At 57.0% G+C, this 18170-nt stretch carries 17 protein-coding genes; 9 read left to right on the top strand and 8 right to left on the bottom strand.

From position 1 onward, the window contains the following. Positions 1-174: 174 nt before the first annotated feature. The 4 genes from IFT84_RS05430 to modC all read left to right on the top strand — a co-directional run bounded on the left by IFT84_RS05430 (position 175) and on the right by modC (position 3874). Positions 175-1221, top strand: coding sequence for an FUSC family protein (locus tag IFT84_RS05430; RefSeq protein WP_192117660.1), 1047 nt, complete (start codon positions 175-177; stop codon positions 1219-1221). 91 nt (positions 1222-1312) lie between these two features. Beyond that, a complete protein-coding gene (gene modA / locus IFT84_RS05425; RefSeq protein WP_192117659.1) occupies positions 1313-2089 on the top strand; it encodes a molybdate ABC transporter substrate-binding protein in 777 nt (258 codons plus the stop codon). A 13-nt stretch (positions 2090-2102) separates the two neighbouring features. Further along, on the top strand, positions 2103-2804 hold the full coding sequence (modB, locus tag IFT84_RS05420; RefSeq protein WP_192117658.1) for a molybdate ABC transporter permease subunit: 702 nt from the start codon (positions 2103-2105) through the stop codon (positions 2802-2804). Further along, on the top strand, positions 2801-3874 hold the full coding sequence (gene modC, locus IFT84_RS05415) for a molybdenum ABC transporter ATP-binding protein (protein ID WP_192117657.1): 1074 nt from the start codon (positions 2801-2803) through the stop codon (positions 3872-3874). Before modB ends, modC begins: the two co-directional genes overlap by 4 nt. Here the strand turns inward: modC and IFT84_RS05410 are convergent. The 4 genes from IFT84_RS05410 to IFT84_RS05395 all read right to left on the bottom strand — a co-directional run bounded on the left by IFT84_RS05410 (position 3843) and on the right by IFT84_RS05395 (position 6353). Then, positions 3843-4220, bottom strand: coding sequence for a winged helix-turn-helix domain-containing protein (locus tag IFT84_RS05410; protein ID WP_192117656.1), 378 nt, complete (start codon positions 4218-4220; stop codon positions 3843-3845). The genes modC and IFT84_RS05410 overlap by 32 nt on opposite strands. 83 nt (positions 4221-4303) lie before the next feature. Beyond that, complete coding sequence (locus IFT84_RS05405; RefSeq protein WP_192117655.1) at positions 4304-5020, bottom strand: Bax inhibitor-1 family protein; 717 nt, start codon at positions 5018-5020, stop codon at positions 4304-4306. 15 nt (positions 5021-5035) lie between these two features. Next, the gene (locus tag IFT84_RS05400) at positions 5036-5809 is read right to left on the bottom strand and encodes an anti-sigma factor family protein (RefSeq protein ID WP_192117654.1); all 774 of its coding nucleotides are present in this window, start codon (positions 5807-5809) and stop codon (positions 5036-5038) included. Then, positions 5796-6353, bottom strand: coding sequence for a sigma-70 family RNA polymerase sigma factor (locus IFT84_RS05395; protein WP_192118280.1), 558 nt, complete (start codon positions 6351-6353; stop codon positions 5796-5798). Before IFT84_RS05395 ends, IFT84_RS05400 begins: the two co-directional genes overlap by 14 nt. A gap of 140 nt (positions 6354-6493) precedes the next feature. Here IFT84_RS05395 and IFT84_RS05390 point away from each other — a divergent pair, with 140 nt between their 5' ends. Then, entirely contained in the window at positions 6494-7651 is a 1158-nt protein-coding gene (locus IFT84_RS05390; protein WP_192117653.1) for a GGDEF domain-containing protein, read from the top strand. Between the two features lie 130 nt (positions 7652-7781). On the opposite strand, the gene IFT84_RS05385 is transcribed toward IFT84_RS05390, so the two are convergent. Beyond that, on the bottom strand, positions 7782-8957 hold the full coding sequence (locus IFT84_RS05385; RefSeq protein ID WP_244651108.1) for a sensor histidine kinase: 1176 nt from the start codon (positions 8955-8957) through the stop codon (positions 7782-7784). 149 nt (positions 8958-9106) lie between these two features. Between IFT84_RS05385 and IFT84_RS05380 the strand changes: the two genes are divergently transcribed. Continuing rightward, a complete protein-coding gene (locus IFT84_RS05380) occupies positions 9107-9490 on the top strand; it encodes a response regulator (protein WP_192117652.1) in 384 nt (127 codons plus the stop codon). Between the two features lies 1 nt (position 9491). On the opposite strand, the gene IFT84_RS05375 is transcribed toward IFT84_RS05380, so the two are convergent. Further along, positions 9492-9632, bottom strand: a complete 141-nt coding sequence (locus IFT84_RS05375) for a hypothetical protein (RefSeq protein WP_192117651.1) — start codon at positions 9630-9632, stop codon at positions 9492-9494. Between the two features lie 145 nt (positions 9633-9777). On the opposite strand from IFT84_RS05375, the gene IFT84_RS05370 reads away from it, so the two are divergent. Next, entirely contained in the window at positions 9778-12891 is a 3114-nt protein-coding gene (locus tag IFT84_RS05370) for a PAS domain S-box protein (protein WP_192117650.1), read from the top strand. A gap of 3 nt (positions 12892-12894) precedes the next feature. Further along, complete coding sequence (locus IFT84_RS05365) at positions 12895-14202, top strand: DUF4147 domain-containing protein (RefSeq protein WP_192117649.1); 1308 nt, start codon at positions 12895-12897, stop codon at positions 14200-14202. Here the strand turns inward: IFT84_RS05365 and IFT84_RS05360 are convergent. Next, complete coding sequence (locus IFT84_RS05360) at positions 14188-15522, bottom strand: MFS transporter (RefSeq protein ID WP_244651107.1); 1335 nt, start codon at positions 15520-15522, stop codon at positions 14188-14190. The genes IFT84_RS05365 and IFT84_RS05360 overlap by 15 nt on opposite strands. A 249-nt stretch (positions 15523-15771) precedes the next feature. Here IFT84_RS05360 and recQ point away from each other — a divergent pair, with 249 nt between their 5' ends. After that, positions 15772-17595 carry a DNA helicase RecQ gene (gene recQ, locus IFT84_RS05355; RefSeq protein WP_192117647.1) on the top strand — a complete coding sequence of 608 codons (1824 nt, stop codon included), beginning with the start codon at positions 15772-15774 and terminating at the stop codon, positions 17593-17595. Positions 17596-17604: 9 nt separating this feature from the next. Here the strand turns inward: recQ and IFT84_RS05350 are convergent, their stop codons facing one another. Then, positions 17605-18066 (bottom strand): thiol-disulfide oxidoreductase DCC family protein, encoded by a 462-nt coding sequence (locus tag IFT84_RS05350; protein ID WP_192117646.1) that lies wholly within the window; start codon positions 18064-18066, stop codon positions 17605-17607. Positions 18067-18170 lie beyond the last annotated feature (104 nt).

The following is an 18170-nucleotide window of genomic DNA, read 5'->3' as shown; positions in this document are numbered from 1 at the left end:
AAAATACGGATCAGTGATCGCCATAGCGCCGCGCGTCGAACATAACGCGGGGCGCTGTGGCATTTGGAATTATACAGTCGGCCCGGATGCGCTCTTGCCAGCCTGTAGACGTTGAGGGTAGCGTCTGCCGTAATTTCCAGAGGTCAAATCTAGAGCGCTCCGGCAGGCTGATGAATGACTGTAGTTTTTGACGCGACCAACTCACTGGCCACACGATTTGGGCTTGTCAATTTCCGCGGCGCTCTGGCTCTGCTGGGACTGCCCGTTATCGGTGGCCTGTTGCTTGCGGGTTTGACCTTCGATTTCCTTCCAGAGGCGACGATTGCCACCGGCGGCGCGCTCGCCGTCGGGTTTGGTGCGGCGCAGACATTTTCTCGGTGGCGGCCCGCGCCTATGCTGGCGGCAGCGTTCGGCATGGCATTTTCGGCATTTGTTGGCTCACTTTCCGGCCATGAGTTCACGGTGTTCCTCATCGCGTCCATCGTGTGGGCGGCACTGTGCGCCGTCTTTGCGGCCATTGAACTCGGCGCCTGGTGGATCCTGCTGCAATGCGCCATTGCGCTGTTTGTCGCGGGCAGTTATCCCGCCACCGTTTCGGGAGCAGTCGAACGGGGCGCCCTGACGCTTGTCGGCGGCTTGTTGCAGGCCGGTTTGATCATGCTGTGCTGGCGGCTTGGCGGAGCACAGCTCAAAGCCACCGCGCATCATAGCGTTGTGCGTGTTCGAAGAGGGCTTCATCTGGCGCGGGGAGGGCGGCTGCCAACGGCGCGCCACGCAGTGCGGGCATCGCTTGCCGTGGGCATCACCACACTTCTGGTGCATTGGCTGCAAATGCCGCATGGGTACTGGGCGCCCATGACGGCGCTGATCGTGCTGAAACCGAAACTGCAGGATACGCGCAGCCGGGGTGTCATGCGTCTGTCCGGCACGGTCATCGGCGGTGCGGTGGCAGGGCTGGCTGGATTTTTCATCACGTCAAGTGCCGTGTTGCTGGCCTGCCTGATGGTCTCGACATGGCTGTCGTTCGCCTTGCAAAAAAGCCAGTATGTTGCGTTTACAATTTCGATTACCGCAACCGTGGTTCTGCTGTTAGCGCTCAACCATGATCCGGAGTTGGAAACCGCCTTTTACCGGCTGCTGGCCACCATGTTGGGCGGGGGCATTGCGCTGCTGATGGCGTCCCTTGCCAACACCGTTCTGCCAGGCGAGCGACGCGCGTAAAAATAAATTCAAAAAATGACTGATTTAGCAATCGCCAGAATCGTATTGACCGTTATATTCTCAAAAATATGACGCTACGAGAGGGTAAAGTATGATGAGAGATTGGACGAAACGTATTGCCATCGCCGTATGCCTTGCCGCCAGTGCCTTGGCCATGCCAGCATCAGCGCAGGAGAAGGTGACCGTATTTGCCGCTGCCAGTCTGAAGAATGCGCTGGACGCAGCAAACACGGCATGGACCGAGGAAACGAAGACCGAAACAACAGTATCCTACGCGGCCAGTTCGGCACTCGCCAAACAGATTGAAGCAGGTGCACCCGCCGATGTTTTCATCTCGGCCGATCTTGCGTGGATGGATTACCTTGGCGAGAAAAATCTCATCAAGCCGGAAACCCGCTCCAACCTGCTCGGAAATCGCATTGTGCTGATTGCGCCGAAGGACGCTGCCAAAGCGGTTGATATCAAGAAGGGTTTCGATCTCGCCGGTTTAATCGGGGATGGCAAGCTTGCCATGGGCGCTGTTGATTCCGTGCCTGCGGGCAAATATGGCAAGGCTGCACTGGAATCGCTTGGGGTTTGGGCTTCGGTTGAAGGCAAGGTTGCCGGCGCGGAAAGCGTTCGAGCGGCTTTGGCACTGGTATCACGGGGGGAGGCGCCCTATGGTATTGTCTACCAGACCGATGCAGCCGCCGATACGGGCGTAACCATCGTCGGCACTTTTCCTGAAGACAGCCACCCTCCTATCATTTATCCCATTGCCGTCCTCAAGGATTCTTCGACATCGCAAGCAGCCAGTTACCTTGAGTTTTTGAAGTCCGAAAAGGCAGCGCCGCTGTTCGAAAAACAAGGTTTTACAGTTCTCAAGTAGGGGCATCGCACGCGTGGATTGGTTGGTATTGAGCGAGGCTGAGTGGACGGCCATTCGGCTGAGTTTACGTGTCTCGTTCATTGCCATGGTGGCAAGCTTGCCTTTCGGCATCGCAATCGCGCTGGCGCTGGCGCGTGGCCGCTTCTGGGGCAAGTCCATCCTGAACGGGCTTGTCCATTTGCCCTTGATTCTGCCGCCGGTGGTAACAGGCTTCCTGTTGCTTATCACGTTTGGGAGACGCGGGCCGGTCGGCAGCTTTCTGGCAGAAACCTTCGGTATCGTCCTGTCGTTTCGTTGGACTGGAGCCGCACTTGCCTGTGCCGTCATGGGTTTCCCTTTGATGGTCCGCTCCATCCGTCTTTCTATTGAGGCTGTTGACCGCAAACTAGAGGAGGCGGCGGGGACACTGGGTGCATCACCATTCTGGATCTTTCTGACAGTAACCCTGCCGCTTATTCTGCCGGGGGTTATAGCGGGTGCGATACTGGCCTTCGCGAAGGCCATGGGGGAGTTTGGTGCCACGATCACATTCGTGTCCAACATTCCCGGCGAGACACAGACCTTGTCTGCCGCAATCTATACGTTTACGCAGGTTCCCGGCGGGGATGTCGGCGCGATGCGGCTGACGATCGTGGCCATTCTCATTTCATTTGCCGCTCTGCTAGCGTCTGAGTTTCTGGCGCAGAAAATTGCCAAACGGGTACATGCGTCGTGATGTTGTCAGTCAAAGTCACCCAGACACTCGGCACATTTCACTTGAACGTTGCCTTTGATACGAACCGGGGCGTTACAGCCCTGTTCGGCCGCTCGGGGTCCGGCAAAAGCTCGGTGCTGCGCCTAATTGCGGGGCTGGCGAGGCCCGACACAGGCACGGTGCGGTTCGACGATCAGGTATTGGCTGACTCGGGCACGGGCGTATATGTAGCGCCGCACCATCGTCAGTTTGCCTGCGTGTTTCAGGAAGCGCGCCTGTTCCCCCATCTCACCGTTCGTCAGAACCTGCATTACGGACAGTGGTTTGCAAAGCGTCGCGGCATTTCCAACGCGGAACATATCGTTGAAATGCTTGGCATTCGGCATCTGCTGGCACGGCGAACCGCGAAACTGTCGGGTGGAGAGAAACAGCGTGTCGCCATCGGCCGAGCCCTGCTGTCTTCACCGCGTCTGCTTTTGATGGACGAACCACTGGCTGCCCTCGATGATGAGCGCAAAGCCGAAATTCTTCCGTTTTTGGAACGGATGCGCGATGAGCTACGCATACCGATCATCTATGTCAGCCATTCGGTGGCTGAAGTTGCACGCTTGGCGGACCGGGTGGTGCTGCTACAGGATGGAGCCGTGATTGCCAACGGTGCAGCGTCGGACGTCCTCAGCGGACCAAGCCTGATTGCAGCAGCGGACAGGCGCGAATTGGGCAGCGTACTGACGGGACTAGTAGAAAGTATAGAGGTTCGCTATGGTCTGGCAACGGTGCGCTTGCATGGTGACGCGCTTCTGGTTCCATCAGCAGGGCTGATGGTTGGCCGCGCCGTGCGCGTCCGCATCCCCGCGCGCGATGTGATGATCTCGACCCATGCACCGGAAGGCTTGAGCGCGCTGAATGTTCTTGCGGGAACGATTACGGATATGCGGGGCGATTTAGATGGCATGACGAACCTGTCCGTTCGATGCGGTCAGGATACAGTTCTGGCACGGGTAACGGCATTGTCACGGGATCGGCTGGATCTGCACTCTGGCAAAGCGGTTTTTGCCATCATAAAGACCGTTGCTCTGGATCATCTATAACAGCCCTGTGGGCTTCCAGCCAGCGCAGGTCGTCTGCCAGTGCCGCGCCTAGGTTGGCTTCCATAGCCCGAAAACGGGCCAGCAGCAAATAACCGAACTCGGTAACAACCGCGCCTCCACCCTGTTTGCCGCCCCGCTGCGATTCCACGACCGTCTGCGAAAACATGCGATTCATTGCATCCACCAGCAACCAAGCGCGACGGTAGGACATGTCCATCGCGCGACCGGCGGCAGAAATGGACCCGGTTCTGACGATGTGCTCCAACAGCAGCATTTTGCCACGTCCCAACCGTTCGTTCAGTGGAAAATCAATGCGTAGAACTGGTTTTAAAGGTGAGGCGGGCATGACGATCCGGTGCGTGTTTACATCACCATAACAAAAAGGCGACGTGTTGCCACGCCGCCTTTTCAATCTTACCGATGTGCAGATTATTCGCGTTCGCCAGTGAAGTTCAACAACAGCTGGAAGATGTTGACGAAATTCAGGTACAGCGACAGCGCACCGAAGACAGCCATTTTCTGCTGGGATTCCTGATCGATATTCTCCGCAAACTGCTGCTTGATGTTCTGAGTGTCCCATGCCGTCAAACCGACGAATACGACAATACCGATGACAGAGATAGCAAACTGCAGGGCGCTGGAGCCGAGGAAGATATTAACGACGCTGGCAATAACCACGCCGATCAGACCCATCATCAGGAACGATCCCGCCTTGGCAAGATCACGCTTGGTTACGTAGCCATAAAGGCTAGTAGCACCGAACATGGTGGCCGCGATAAAGAAGGTGCGCGCGATGCTGGTTCCGGTAAACACGAGGAACACCGAGGCCAGTGACAGACCCATGACCGCGCAGAACGCCCAGAACGTCATCTGTGCCGTGGCTGCCGACATGGTCTGAATACGAAACGAGAAGAAGAACACGAAGGCCAGCGGGGCCAGCATGACAACCCATTTCAGCGGACTATTGAAGATTGGAACGTACAAGGCAGGCGTATTGCCGACGATGAACGCGACTATACCGGTGATGACGAGGCCGAGGCCCATATAGTTATATACCCGCAGCATATGCTGGCGCAGGCTCTCGTCAAACAGCGCGCCGGAGGCGGCGGCTGTGTTATAGCCAAATTTGGAGGGAGTAGGATTCACATCAGTCTCCTGTGGTTAGTAAAGAGTGCGCGCAAGTTTTCGTGCGGCATCGGTGAGAGCGTCGGCATCCTGTTCACTGGAAACGAGCGCATAGGCGACGTCTCCAATTTGCCAGTACGCCGCGCGAACGGTATCGGCGGTGATTGACTGCACATCCTGAACGGCAAATGTGCCGGGACGAACGGCAAACAAAGACACATGCTCTGCCTTGCCAGCCTTCAACGCCATTTCAACACTCGGCCCGAAAGCCGACGGGAAAATCTGAACATCGGATACGGCCCATTCTGCTGGGACATCCGGCATGACGATGGCGGTTGCCGAGCGGATATCTCGCGGATCATACCGTGCGGTTTCCGCTTGCGATGGCATGGTTCCACGCAAGGCCGCAGTCTGGTGGGCGCGAACCGCTTCCTCCACGAACGCAGGCGCGGGCGCCGCCGCCACCACCGCAGTGGCGCGGAACGGGCCGAAATGCGCATTCGCAAACCAGCCACCTGCAACCAACAGGGCAATGGCAGCAATGCGCTGCAAACGAAACAGCCATTGGCGCTGCACCAGTGCCGTATTAAGCCGTCGTGCCGCATGGCGTGTCTCAGCGCGGCCATGGTCAGGCCCGGTTGCAAATGCCAGCCGCAGTTCGCCCTTTAACCGCAGGTCCGCCATAACTTCAGCCGCCTTTGTGGGGTTGCGCGACAGATAGGTTTCCACCTCTATGGCGCGTTCCGCACTCAACTGTCCATCGACATAGGCATTGAGATCGCTATCCAGAATGGGATCAGTAGCCGTCATCGCCTTTGCCTCCTATCAATCTCAGGTTGGTATGGCTCGTATTGGATTGCGAGCCGGGCTTGCCGTCTTCGAACGCTCGCAACTGTGCCCGCGCGCGCGATACGCGCGACATCAATGTGCCAACCGGGATGCCAAGCACCTGTGCTGCCTCCTGATAGGTGAGTTCTTCCACCGCTACCAAATGAAGCGCTTCACGCTGTTCATCCGGTAGACGGAAAAACGCCGCTTGCACCTGTTTCAGTCGAACCGCTGACGGCTGGCTTGCAGCCTCGCTGCTATCCGACAGCAGGCCCGCATCATCGCTGCGCTTCTGGCTGGCACGGGCTCTACGAAGGCCATCAATGAATTCGTTATGCACAATCGACAATAGCCAGGAACGAAGATTTCCATCGCTGCGAAAACTGGCTTTTCGTTCCAGCGCCTTCACCAGCGCATCATGAACCAGATCCTCCGCATCGTTGGAGTCGCGTGCCAGCGACCGGGCATACCGCCGCAGTGCGCCCAACTGGTCCACAATGTTGAAGAGGGGTTTCTTCTGTTTCATACCCTGTATACGAAGCTGCACGAGAATCTATTCCCGTGACATGATAATTTTTCTCAGACATCTATGCAGAATGTGAACACACGAGTACGTTGTAATACAGGCACAATTGATTTTACCGGCTAGGGCAGACGATCAACCTCATGCACTTCGACTATGGATCACTGCTGCTGGGTTTGAGCTTTTCCGGGCTGTGTCTTGCCATTATTCTGATGGCCAGGTGGACGGTCCGCCGGTCTGAAACGTTCATGATGACCTGGGGTGCGGGTGTGAGCCTCATGGTTGTTGGCTTGCTCTCTTACCACGCCTATGTTTCCGCACCCGGTCTTTGGCTAGGTATCAGCGCGCTGGTCTTTTTTCTGGCCGGTTTTTCCGCTTTTCTGGCCGCCGCGCGGCAGTTTCGCATCGGTGGTACATCGCTTCTTACTTTCTCGATATCCCTGTCATTTTCAGTTTTGCTGACTGTTCCCTGGCTCGTAGTGGGCTATGACGGCGTTGCCTTCATATTCCTGAACCTGCTTGCAGCCGCCCTATTGATTGCATCCGGTGTCAATTACTGGAAGGCGAAGGCGCAGGCACCCGACGCCATGCGTGCGCTCAGCCTTCTCTATACGTTTGCAGGTCTGTCTTTCCTTCCCTGTGCCGGCGTGCTCCTGAGTGAGGAACGTTGGGTTCTTGGGCGTGCCCCCTCCAACTGGGCGGAGGACCTCAATATTCTCGTCAGTATTTTTGCAACCACAGGTGCTGGTGCCATTTCCCTGACGCTTCATCAGGCACGTCAAACTGCCCGGCACCTGCGCGAGTCCCTGACGGATGCGCTGACAGGGCTGACCAATCGTCGCGGACTGTTTGAAAGCATGAGTTTGGGGGCTCTGGCACCCGCTACAGCCATCATCGCATTCGACATCGACCACTTCAAACAGGTGAACGATAAACTGGGACACGCCGCCGGAGATATGGCTTTGAAAGCCTTTTCAACCGTGCTGATGGAGGGGCGGGAACCGGATGACATTGCGGCGCGCATGGGCGGTGAAGAGTTTCTGCTGGTTCTCAGAGACGCAATACCGTCACAGGCGCGGCGGATTGCGGAGGAAATCTGCAATCGTTTCCGCAACCTGCCCATTATACATGACGGGGTTGTCTTCTCATGCTCAGTCAGCGCCGGCATTGCTTTTGGTGAAAGCAGTTTTGAGAATGCGTTGCGGGTGGCCGATGCCGCGCTTTACGACGCCAAGCATCAGGGGCGCGATCAGGTTGTCGGCGCATTTCCACTGCATTCTGTCACAGCGCCCGGTGGCTAGAGCTACAAACTCTTACAAGAGACGTTCTGCAGCATTTCCAGTGAAAACTGGAGTGGTTTTCACGTCTGGACAATGCGACAAATAAAGGATCTAGAGCATTTCCAGTCAACCCGTATTCACCGGAAATGCTCTAGGCTGCGTCCTGCTCCAGCGTACGCAATTTGCCCTTGAGACGAAAATGAAGCCCGTCCGGATGGTAATCGGCTTCGCCGGTTCCGGAAAAATAGGCCGCAACGATCCGGTTCGTCAGGCGGGAACCAAATCCCGTACGGGTCGGCTTTTCGACCTTCGGTCCGCCGGTTTCCTGCCATTCGAAATGAAAAGTTTCATCCGCATCAACTGACCAGCGGATCGCGACAGTTCCGCTTTCATGGGAAAGTGCGCCGTATTTCATCGCATTGGTTGCCAATTCGTGGACGGCCAGTACCAGCCCCATGGCCTGCTCTGATGACACCGGCAATTGCGGTCCTGTCACCTCAAAGCGTGTTGGATGATCCCGGTGTGGAACAAGCGCGCTGTCAACGACGTGATGAATATCAACCTCGTCCCAGCTGGTGCGGGTCAACATGTCATGGGCCTGCGCCATGGCCGCAATGCGCTGTTGGATAGTCTTGGTCGCCGTATCCATATTGTCGGAATGGCGCATTGTCTGCGAAACAATTGCTTGCGTCATTGCCAACGTGTTCTTGATCCGGTGGCTCAGCTCATTACGCAACAGGCGCTGTTGTTCCTCATGTTGCTGCTGCAACTGAATATATTGCTCTGCTGCTTCCAGACTCTGTTTCAGCGATTGCCTGTCGGCAACGGTCTGCGTGGTCTCCGTAACGATATTCAACAGCCCTGCAACCTGACCATTATCATCGTGCAGTGGACTGTAGGAAAACGTCCAGTACGTCTGTTCTTCGTAGCCATTGCGCGTCATCACCAGCGGCAAATCTTCCGCCCATGTGCCTTTGCCCTCCAGAGCGGTCTTCACAAACGGATAAACACCGTCCCACACATCCGCCCAGAGGGTACGGAATGGTTGGCCCATGGCAACAGACGCGCGCTTGCCCAGCATCGGGAGGTACGCATCATTGTAGATGTTGATAAGGTCCGGGCCCCAGAACAGACACATCGGCTGATGCGACGTCAGCACAAGCCGCACAATGGTTTTCAGCGAGGTTGGCCATTCGGTAATGGGACCAAGGGACGTGCCGCTCCAATTGTGGTTGCGAATTGCCGTGCCAGTGTTTCCGCCGCCGGCCAGAAAGTCCCGAGATGTCGCGGTATCGGTAATGCTGATGCCGGTTCCGTTAAAGCGCAATTCCCCGTCCTTATTTGTCGTTTTAATTGGCAACAATATTAAGATGTTACCCGTCGATTACAAGATCACGTTTAAAAACAGACTGATCCCGCCATTCACGTTTCCGTAAAATCTCTGGAACGGAATAGGGTTCAACGTCTTTAACCGGCATGAAAAACGCATCACAAACGACACGCCCCATCGCACTGGTGGTTGATGATGAGCCGTTGATCCGCATGGATACGGTCGACATCATCAGCGATGCAGGCTTTACAGTGCTCGAGGCGGCAACCGCTGATGAAGCTTTCGCGTACCTGCTGGAACATGATGCACCACACCTGTTGTTTACCGATATACAAATGCCAGGTGAGCTCGATGGCTTGTCTTTAGCGCGCAAAGTGTCACAACTTTGGCCGCATATTCACATCATCATAGCCTCCGGCGCCGTAGAGCCAGAGGCTGGAGATTTGCCGCCCTCATCCCGCTTTATCAACAAGCCGTTTGATGCACAGATCGTGATGAACGTGATCGAGAAAGTACGTTCGCCGAAGTAGCCTATTTCTTGGTCTCGGGCGCCGGGTCGGCTTTTTTCTCGGTAGGCTTTGTTTTGTCGCCCTGCCGCGCAAGTTCGCGGTCGATCACTTCGCGGTCACCTTCGGCTGGCTGTTCGTCGAGTTTCTCATCCTGCGGTTTCATGATTTTTCCTCTCTTAACCGGAATTAACGAGCTTGATTCCTGTTGGTTCCAGTTATCGTTGATCGCTGATGAAACCTCACGAAAATGCAAGATCCGCTTTATTCCAGTTGATTGACACAATCGAACAAAACTGGCACGAAACGCCATGACCCAACGTAGCCCGCGTGACATTTTGCTGCCAGTCGAACTGGAGCAGTTTATCGAATCCTGCCTGCAATCCGGCGCCTTCAACGACGCCGAGGAGGTGGTTGCATTTGCTTTGCGGGCACTGCGGGATGACGCGAAGTCATTGCCCATTGACGATGGTTCGTGGCCCATTGGCGGCGGTGCCTGCGGCGAGATCATTCGAGACAAGGACTGGTCATGGACATCACTCGGCAATGCGCGAAGCTGGCCAGTTGAGCTGCGAACAACGGTTGCCAATATTGTCAATTCGCCCGTTGCGAAAGTTCTGGTCTGGGGTCCAGATGACACGATGATCTACAATGATCGCTATCGCGACATTGTGGGCGAGCGTCATCCCATGGCGCTCGGCGCGCCGATCCAAACCGTATTTCCGGAGCTTTGGGATTGGACAAAGCGTATTTTCGAAGCGTGCCGGAAAGGCGAAACAGTTCGCTACCGCGACTACCCCGTTGTGCTGAACCGGACTCACGGTCCTGAAACGCTGTATCTGGATTTGTTTTACACCCCGGTTTACGTTGGAACCGGCCTCGTAGGCGGCGTCATGTGTACGTTGGTGGACAACAGCGCGCGGCTGGCGGCCGAGCGCCGCCTGTCTGAGCGGGAAGCGGAGCTTCGCCGCGTGACCGACGCCGTTCCCATGCTCATTTCGTATGTGGACCGGGATCATATTTATCGCTTCGCCAACGCTGCCTATGATGAATGGTTCGGGATATCGCCACAAGCCATGATTGGGCGTCATGTGCGCGATATGATCGGGCCCGTTGCCTACGAAAACCGCCGTGTGAATATTGATCGTTCGTTGGCAGGGGAGACGTTCTCAGCGGAAAGCAGGCTTCCGCACAAGGATGGTGGTTCACGCGCCATCGAAGTCCGGTATGTCCCGCATATCGAGGGCGATGGGTCCATCCCCGGTGTGCATATTCTCGGTATCGAAATGGAAGACCGCGCCCGGCGCGAGTCCGATCTGGCAATCAGCAACAGCCGTTTTCGCACTGCGATCGATGCCGTCCATGGTGTGTTGTGGACCAACAGCGCCGATGGTCGCATGGTTGGCGAGCAGCCCGGATGGTCCGCCCTGACGGGCCAGACACAGGCCGACTATGAGGGCTATGGCTGGTCCAACGCGCTTCACCCTGACGACAGCGAGTCCGCGAAAGCTGTCTGGGGGCAGGCGGTTGCTACCAAATCGGTCTTTGTGCATGAACATCGCGTTCGCCGGCATGATGGGACATGGCGGCAGTTCGCTGTCCGTGCGCTGCCCATGCTGAACACAGCCGGCGACATTGTCGAATGGGTGGGTGTCCACACTGATATCACGCACCAACGAGCCGCGGAAGCTGCCTTGCGGGATCAGGCCGAAGCGCTCTCCCGGCAAGTGCGTCACCGTGAACGCGCCGAAGAGCAACTTCGCCACCTGAATGAAAATCTTGAAGCCCGGGTGATCGCGGAAATCGAGGAGCGACGGCGGGCAGAAGCCAAGCTGGCGCAGGCCCAGAAGATGGAAACGGTCGGCAAACTCACCGGCGGCGTTGCCCATGACTTCAACAACTTGCTGCAGGTGGTGTCGGGCAATCTGCAGCTTCTCGCAAAGGATATTGCCGGAAACAGTCAGGCCGAGCGTCGTGTCACCAACGCCGTGGCGGGCGTGGCCCGGGGCGCAAAACTGGCCAGCCAGTTGCTGGCCTTCGGGCGCCGTCAGGCGCTCGAACCAAAAGTCGTCAATATCAGCCGGTTCGTGCAAGGGATGGACGATATGCTGCGCCGTGCCATTGGCGAAGCAATTGAGGTCGAAACGGTCGTCACCGGCGGCTTGTGGAACACGTTCATCGATCCGGCGCAGGTTGAGAATGCACTTCTGAATCTGGCGATCAATGCACGCGATGCCATGGAAGGACGTGGCAAGCTGACGATAGAACTGGCCAATGCGCATTTGGATGATGCGTATGCCCGCACCCATGATGAGGTGACCGCAGGTCAATATGTTCTGTTGGCTGTGACCGATACGGGGTCCGGCATGTCACCTGACATTATCGAAAAGGTGTTTGAACCCTTTTTCTCGACCAAGGCGGAAGGCAAAGGTTCAGGACTTGGCCTGTCGATGGTCTATGGCTTCGTGAAGCAGTCGGGCGGCCATGTCAAAATCTATTCGGAAGTCGGCCACGGAACAACCATCAAGCTCTACCTTCCCCGGGCCATGCAGTCGGAAGATGTGGAGGTCGCGGTTGATACCGGTCCAATCTCGGGCGGCACAGAGACCGTTCTGGTTGTCGAGGACGATGCAGAAGTCCGCGAAACCGTCGTCGCCATGCTGGCCGATCTTGGCTACCGGGTACTGAAAGCCGTTGACGCCTCCAGCGCGCTGAACGTTATCGAAAGCGGAATACCCATCGACCTTCTGTTCACCGATGTGGTGATGCCCGGCACGCTCAAAAGCCCGGAACTGGCGCGCATGGCGCGCGAGCGCCTGCCGGATATTGCCGTTCTGTTCACGTCCGGCTACACCGAGAACTCCATTGTTCATGGCGGCAAGCTGGATGCCGGTGTCGAGCTTCTTTCCAAGCCTTATACGCGTGAAGCGCTGGCGCGAAAATTTCGCCATGTGCTGGCCAACCAGCGCCAGCGTGCCGTTGCAAAGCCCGCTCAGCCAAAGGTGACGATGCCACCACCAAGTGCGGTAACCTCGCAAATCACAGTGCTGCTGGTGGAGGATGACGCTCTGATCCGCATCAACACTGCCGATATCTTGCAGGATGCAGGCTACATCGTTGTGGACGCCGCAAGTGCGGAAGAAGCCATGGCGGCGCTGCAGACAACACCGTTTGATGTATTGGTGACCGATGTCAATTTGCCCGGCGTATCCGGCCCGGAGTTGGCGGCGCGTGCCCGGTCGATCCGCCCCTCAGCCGCTATCCTGTTTGCCACCGGCGACCCCGGTAGCGTTAGGGCGGAAAGCGGTGCAACGGTGCTCGGGAAGCCATATGATGCGGATGCGTTGATATCCGCAATCCGACAAGCCTGCACAGCGGCAACCCAGAGCAGTTCCGCTGCCACGCAGATAAAACAGGATTCGTAGAGCGTGCCATCGGACGAGAAAAAGCATCCGGTTGTACAACGCGCCTTTTTGACCTCCCTGTTCGAGGCTGCGGTTGCGGCAGCAGATCCTTTTGTCGCCATCCGGGCGCATTTGCCGACACGACCCAAAGGTCGAACCGTCATTGTGGGCGCTGGAAAAGCATCCGCAGTCATGGCACTGGCTTTTGAGCAGCTTTGGACTGCACCTCTGTCAGGCGTTGTGGTTGCGCGTCATGGCGATGAGACAGTCTGTGAGCGCATCAGCGTGCTGCACGCTGCGCACCCGGTTCCCGACGACGCCGGTCTAAGAGCATCTCTTGCCTTGAAAGCAGCGGTTGCGGACCTGACAGAAGACGATTTGGTGGTCGCGTTGATTTCCGGAGGCGGATCGGCATTGCTGCCTTCGCCTGCTGCGGGGCTGACGCTCGCAGACGAAATCGCAGTTAACCGTGCTCTTCTTGCCTCTGGGCTGCCGATTTCAGCGATGAATGTTATCCGCCGGCACGTATCGACAATCAAGGGCGGACAGTTGGCGCAGCTTGCCTACCCCGCCCGTGTTTTTAGCCTGATCGTGTCCGATATACCTGGAGACAATCCGGCCCATGTGGCTTCCGGTCCGACGGTGTCGGATGGCTCGACACGTTCAGATGCTTTGGCACTGGTCCGCCAACACCGCCTTATCCTACCGGACGCAGTGATGCGTTGTCTTGAACATGCGGAGGACAGCACGGTTATGCTGCTCAATCCGGCGAATGAGCACCACGTCATCGCGTCCGCGCGGGTGTCGCTGGAGGCAGCGGCAGACGCGGCGCAACGGCAGGGGGTGCGCGCCGTGATCCTCTCCGATTGCATTGAAGGCGAAGCGCGGGACATCGGCAAAATGCACGCTGCAATCGCGCGGGAGGTTGCGGCCCGAAACCGCCCGTTCGAGGCCCCGATCGTCTTGCTGAGCGGTGGTGAGACAACCGTAACGATACGCGACGAACGTGCGGGCAGGGGAGGCCGGAACTCCGAGTTCCTGTTATCGTTCGCGCTCGACATCGCTGGTGAAGACCGCATTGTCGCTTTGGCGGCAGATACGGACGGAATTGATGGTTCCGAGCACAATGCCGGGGCGTTTGCGGATGGGCGAACGACTGTCAATATGCGCGGTGCGGGCGTCGATCCGGTTGCGTGCCTGAATGCCCATGATGCCTTCACCGCATTTGAATCAACGAATGATGTGTTTATCACAGGCCAGACGGGCACCAACGTCAACGATTTCAGGGCTATCCTGATCGAAGGTAAAGAGACCCCGCTACCGTTGGCTTAAGACAATGCGTTGCTGAATGGTAGCCAACTCTGCTTTTCCGATGGGGAAATTCCAGATCAACGCCGCCGCCGCAAGCTTCGGGATGATGGGCATCCATGCGTAGAGAATACCGAGTACCGTGAGCGCTGATGGCGCGTTCACTGTGCCGCTTGTCTGATAACCGGCATAGTCGAGAATAGGAAACACGGCACCGACAGCGAGCGCCAGTGCCAGTTTCGTCGCAAGGCTCCATGCGGCAAAATAGAAACCCGATCTCTGTGCCCCGGACGTTGCCGTATCCACATCGATAACATCGGCTTGAATGGATGGGGGTAGCGCCAGATCAAAGCCCAGAAGCAGCCCGGTCAACACGCAGATCACACCAAAGGCAATGACATCCCCCGGCCCCAGAAACCCGCTCAGCGCAAAAATCGCGCAGCCCGTGACCAGCGATCCGCACCACGCACGGTGTTTGCCGAACCGCTCCGCAGCTTTGAGCGCCAATGGGACACCCGCAATGGCACTGAGAAAATAGAGAAACAAAAACGGTCCGCGCATGTCCGGGACACCCAGACGGTCGGACACGAAGTACAGGAACAGCGTCGCGGGAATGGCATTGGCAAACCCGTTCAGGAAGAACGCTGATATCAGCCGTACAAAGGGACCATTCCGGGCCAGAAACCGAAGGCTTTGCAAGAGTGAAACGCCGGTGGTCGAATGGTCCTTTGGTTCTGGCACGGTGACCGTGGCAACCATTGCGCACAATGGCAGTGCAACGAGAAGCAGCAGGCCCATGGCCGCCAGACCGTGAAAGCCGTCTGCCCGTTGAAGCCCGATCGTGAACGGCAAGCTGATGGCGAGCAGCGTTCCGACCAGCGTTGCCGCTTCCCGCCACGCCGAGAGCCGCGCACGCCCCGTATAGTCCGTTACCAGCTCTGCTCCCCAGGCCGTGTAAGGCAGCACGCTCCATGTGTACCCGATAGACGCCAGTGCACCCCATAGGCCAAGATAGGCCAGTCCCGCATCCATCGGCGGCCAGAACAGCATGAAGCCGGACAGCGCCGTTACCGGTATAGACAGGAGAAAAAAGCCTTTTCGCCGCCCGATGCGCTTCGAAAAACTATCGGCTGACCAACCAAACAGCGGGTCGGTAATGGCGTCCAGAATGCGAATGGCAAGCAAGGCCATCCCGACCGATGCCAGCGGCAGACCAATAACATCGGCGTAGAACGTTGGCACAATGATGTAGAGAGGCAGGGCCAGACCCGCCAGCGGCAGGGCAGGCAAGGCATAGGCGGCGTACTGCCAGCGCGTATGCAAGGGTTGTTTCATGCCGGTCATGCCTGTCCCTGTGTTTTACTATCGGCATTTACGCGCGTGGGCACTGTGCGGATCAAACCCAAGCGGATGTTGCCATGGACGCGGCCAGTCGAATCTGCGACAGACAGCGCCTGAAGCATAATCCGACCGGAGCCAAGCGAGGATCGAAAAGATTATGCTTACAAATAAATGACTTAGAGCACCGATCTGATTCAATCAGATCGAATAGCGCTCATACGCACGGCTTATAGATTGGTTTGATACGCGTCCATGTTGCAGCATTATCGGTCCAACCCGACACAGGTTCTCAAACAGGTCTGGGGATATTCCGGTTTTCGGGGGCAGCAGGAGGCCGTTATCCGCACCGTGCTGTCTGGCCGCGATGCGCTTGTTCTGTTTCCAACGGGCAAAGGCAAGTCGCTCTGCTTCCAGATTCCAGCGCTGTGCCTTGAGGGCACGACCATTGTTGTATCGCCGCTGGTGGCGTTGATGCGTGACCAGGTGGACGACCTGAAAGCGTTGGGCATACCGGCAGCCTGTCTTTACGCCGACCAGCCGGACGAAGAAGCGCTGTCCGTGCGCCGCAGGCTGCGCGCTGGTGACCTTAAAATCCTGTATGTGACGCCAGAGCGGGTGGTTCTACCAAGCTTTGCCCAGATGTTTGGCGGCACGAAGATTGCGCTGCTCTGCGTTGATGAGTGCCACTGCGTCAGCACATGGGGCAATAACTTTCGCAAGGATTATCTGTCGCTTGGGAAACTGAAGGAAATCTATCCCGGAATTCCCCGAATAGCGCTCACAGCCACTGCCGATCCACACACACGCCGCGATATCGTGCGCCTGTTGGAACTGGATGAGGCAGAAATTTTTATCGACAGCTTTGACCGGCCCAATATCAGCTATGAAATCGTTGAACGCTCCAATCCCAAGGCGCAGCTTCTTCAGTTTTTGAAGCGCCATAAGGGCGAAAGCGGCATCGTCTACTGCCTGTCACGCCGCAAGGTGGAGGAAACCGCTGCATGGCTGAACGAGAACGGCGTCAAGGCACGGTATTACCATGCACGGATGGATGCGCGTCTGAAAACCGAAAGTCAGGATGCCTTCAGGCTCGAAGAGGGGCTGTGTCTCGTTGCCACCGTTGCGTTTGGAATGGGCATCAACAAGCCAAACGTTCGCTACGTCGCCCATCTGGATTTGCCCTCCTCTGTGGAAGGCTATTATCAGGAAACGGGCCGCGCCGGTCGTGACGGAATGCCGTCTGAAGCCTTTATGACCTATGGTATGCAGGACATTGTCCAGCGCCAGCGCATGATAGACGAAGGTGACTCGACCGAAGAGATCAAGCGGATCGAGCGCGGCAAGCTCAATGCCCTGATTGCGATCTGCGAAACTGCGGGATGCAGGCGGCGCGCCATTCTTTCGCATTTTGGCGAGGCTTACGAGCAGCCCTGTGGAAACTGCGATACATGCGTGCGTCCTGTGGAGCAATGGGACGGCACCGACGCCGCGATCAAGGCTCTGGCCGCCGCCTACCGCACCGGGGAGCGCTTTGGCACCGGCCATCTGATCGATGTGCTGATCGGCAAAGTGACCGAGAAGACCGAGAAGTTTGGTCACACCTCCATGCCGGTGTTTGGTGCTGGCAAGGACTTGTCCGTGCAGACATGGCAGTCTGTGTATCGCCAGTTGCTGGCGCTGGACCTCATTCATGTGGAGCACGACAATTTCGGCGCCATTACGTTGCGGGCGGAGGCATCCAATGTTTTTAAAAAGAAACGCGCGGTGATGTTCCGCAAGGACCGGGTTGCCAGCACGCGACGCGGTAACGCGCAAAAAACCGGGCAGCGGGATTATACGGGTTTGTCCGGGAGCGCCCATGAGTTGTTTGAAAAACTCAGAATGGAGCGCCTGCGCATTTCCAAGGAGCTTGGTGTTCCTCCCTATGTTGTGTTTCCCGACACAACGCTCATCGCGCTGGCAACGCAGCGTCCGCGTACGCTGGACGACATGCTGGAGATATCAGGAATTGGCGAAACCAAGCTGGAACGCTATGGCGCGCTGTTTCTGACGGCGCTGTGGGATACCGGCGATTAGAACGTGTTGTCAGCTTAGAAAGCGCGCCGCATGAGATGGCGTGGGGATCATGCACGTATCCAGTCTCCCGGCAATGCGCATTCTGTTGCGCGCGACGAAATCATAAACCCGGTCCCGGATTGACCGGGGAATCAACAGGGCAAGGTTCAACACGCTGTAGGGAAAGCCACACCCGGCAAACGCTCTCAGATTTGCTTCCGAGCGAGTATAGGCTACACCATCCCGCAAAAACAACGCCGTCTCATAGTCGGTTGCGTCATATCCGTAATGGATCAACAGGGCTTGACCCAACGGTGTTTGCGCCGGCACGTAGCGATAATCAGCGCTCTTGCACCTTCGCAGCAGAAACATCACTGCGGCAGAGCAAAAACCGCATTGACCATCAAACAGAAAAATTGGTTTATCGTCCGGAAATGGCGGCACTGCGGGGTCGTTTCGGTAGCTATAGGGTGGGGTCGCATTCTTTTTCATGAGTTGGGCTTTCTCATCAGTCGAGCTTTCTGATCAATCCGGGTAAAACCCACATCAACAGGGTTTTCCTGGCCCCAAGATCAGGTTAAGAAAAACCAACCTTC

The sequence above is a fragment of the Rhizobium sp. CFBP 8762 genome (genome assembly GCF_014841565.1).
GTDB lineage: Bacteria > Pseudomonadota > Alphaproteobacteria > Rhizobiales > Rhizobiaceae > CFBP-8762.
Note: the sequence above shows the minus strand (reverse complement) of the source record. Positions and strands in the feature narration are given on the sequence as shown.

Coding starts and splice junctions, on each gene's coding strand:
- IFT84_RS05430 (WP_192117660.1), top strand. CDS start 175: ATGACTGTAGTTTTTGACGCGACCAACTCACTGGCCACACGATTTGGG.
- modA (WP_192117659.1), top strand. CDS start 1,313: ATGATGAGAGATTGGACGAAACGTATTGCCATCGCCGTATGCCTTGCC.
- IFT84_RS05410 (WP_192117656.1), bottom strand. CDS start 4,220: ATGCCCGCCTCACCTTTAAAACCAGTTCTACGCATTGATTTTCCACTG.
- IFT84_RS05400 (WP_192117654.1), bottom strand. CDS start 5,809: ATGACGGCTACTGATCCCATTCTGGATAGCGATCTCAATGCCTATGTC.
- IFT84_RS05395 (WP_192118280.1), bottom strand. CDS start 6,353: ATGAAACAGAAGAAACCCCTCTTCAACATTGTGGACCAGTTGGGCGCA.
- IFT84_RS05390 (WP_192117653.1), top strand. CDS start 6,494: ATGCACTTCGACTATGGATCACTGCTGCTGGGTTTGAGCTTTTCCGGG.
- IFT84_RS05380 (WP_192117652.1), top strand. CDS start 9,107: ATGAAAAACGCATCACAAACGACACGCCCCATCGCACTGGTGGTTGAT.
- IFT84_RS05375 (WP_192117651.1), bottom strand. CDS start 9,632: ATGAAACCGCAGGATGAGAAACTCGACGAACAGCCAGCCGAAGGTGAC.
- IFT84_RS05370 (WP_192117650.1), top strand. CDS start 9,778: ATGACCCAACGTAGCCCGCGTGACATTTTGCTGCCAGTCGAACTGGAG.
- IFT84_RS05360 (WP_244651107.1), bottom strand. CDS start 15,522: ATGACCGGCATGAAACAACCCTTGCATACGCGCTGGCAGTACGCCGCC.
- recQ (WP_192117647.1), top strand. CDS start 15,772: ATGTTGCAGCATTATCGGTCCAACCCGACACAGGTTCTCAAACAGGTC.
- IFT84_RS05350 (WP_192117646.1), bottom strand. CDS start 18,066: ATGAAAAAGAATGCGACCCCACCCTATAGCTACCGAAACGACCCCGCA.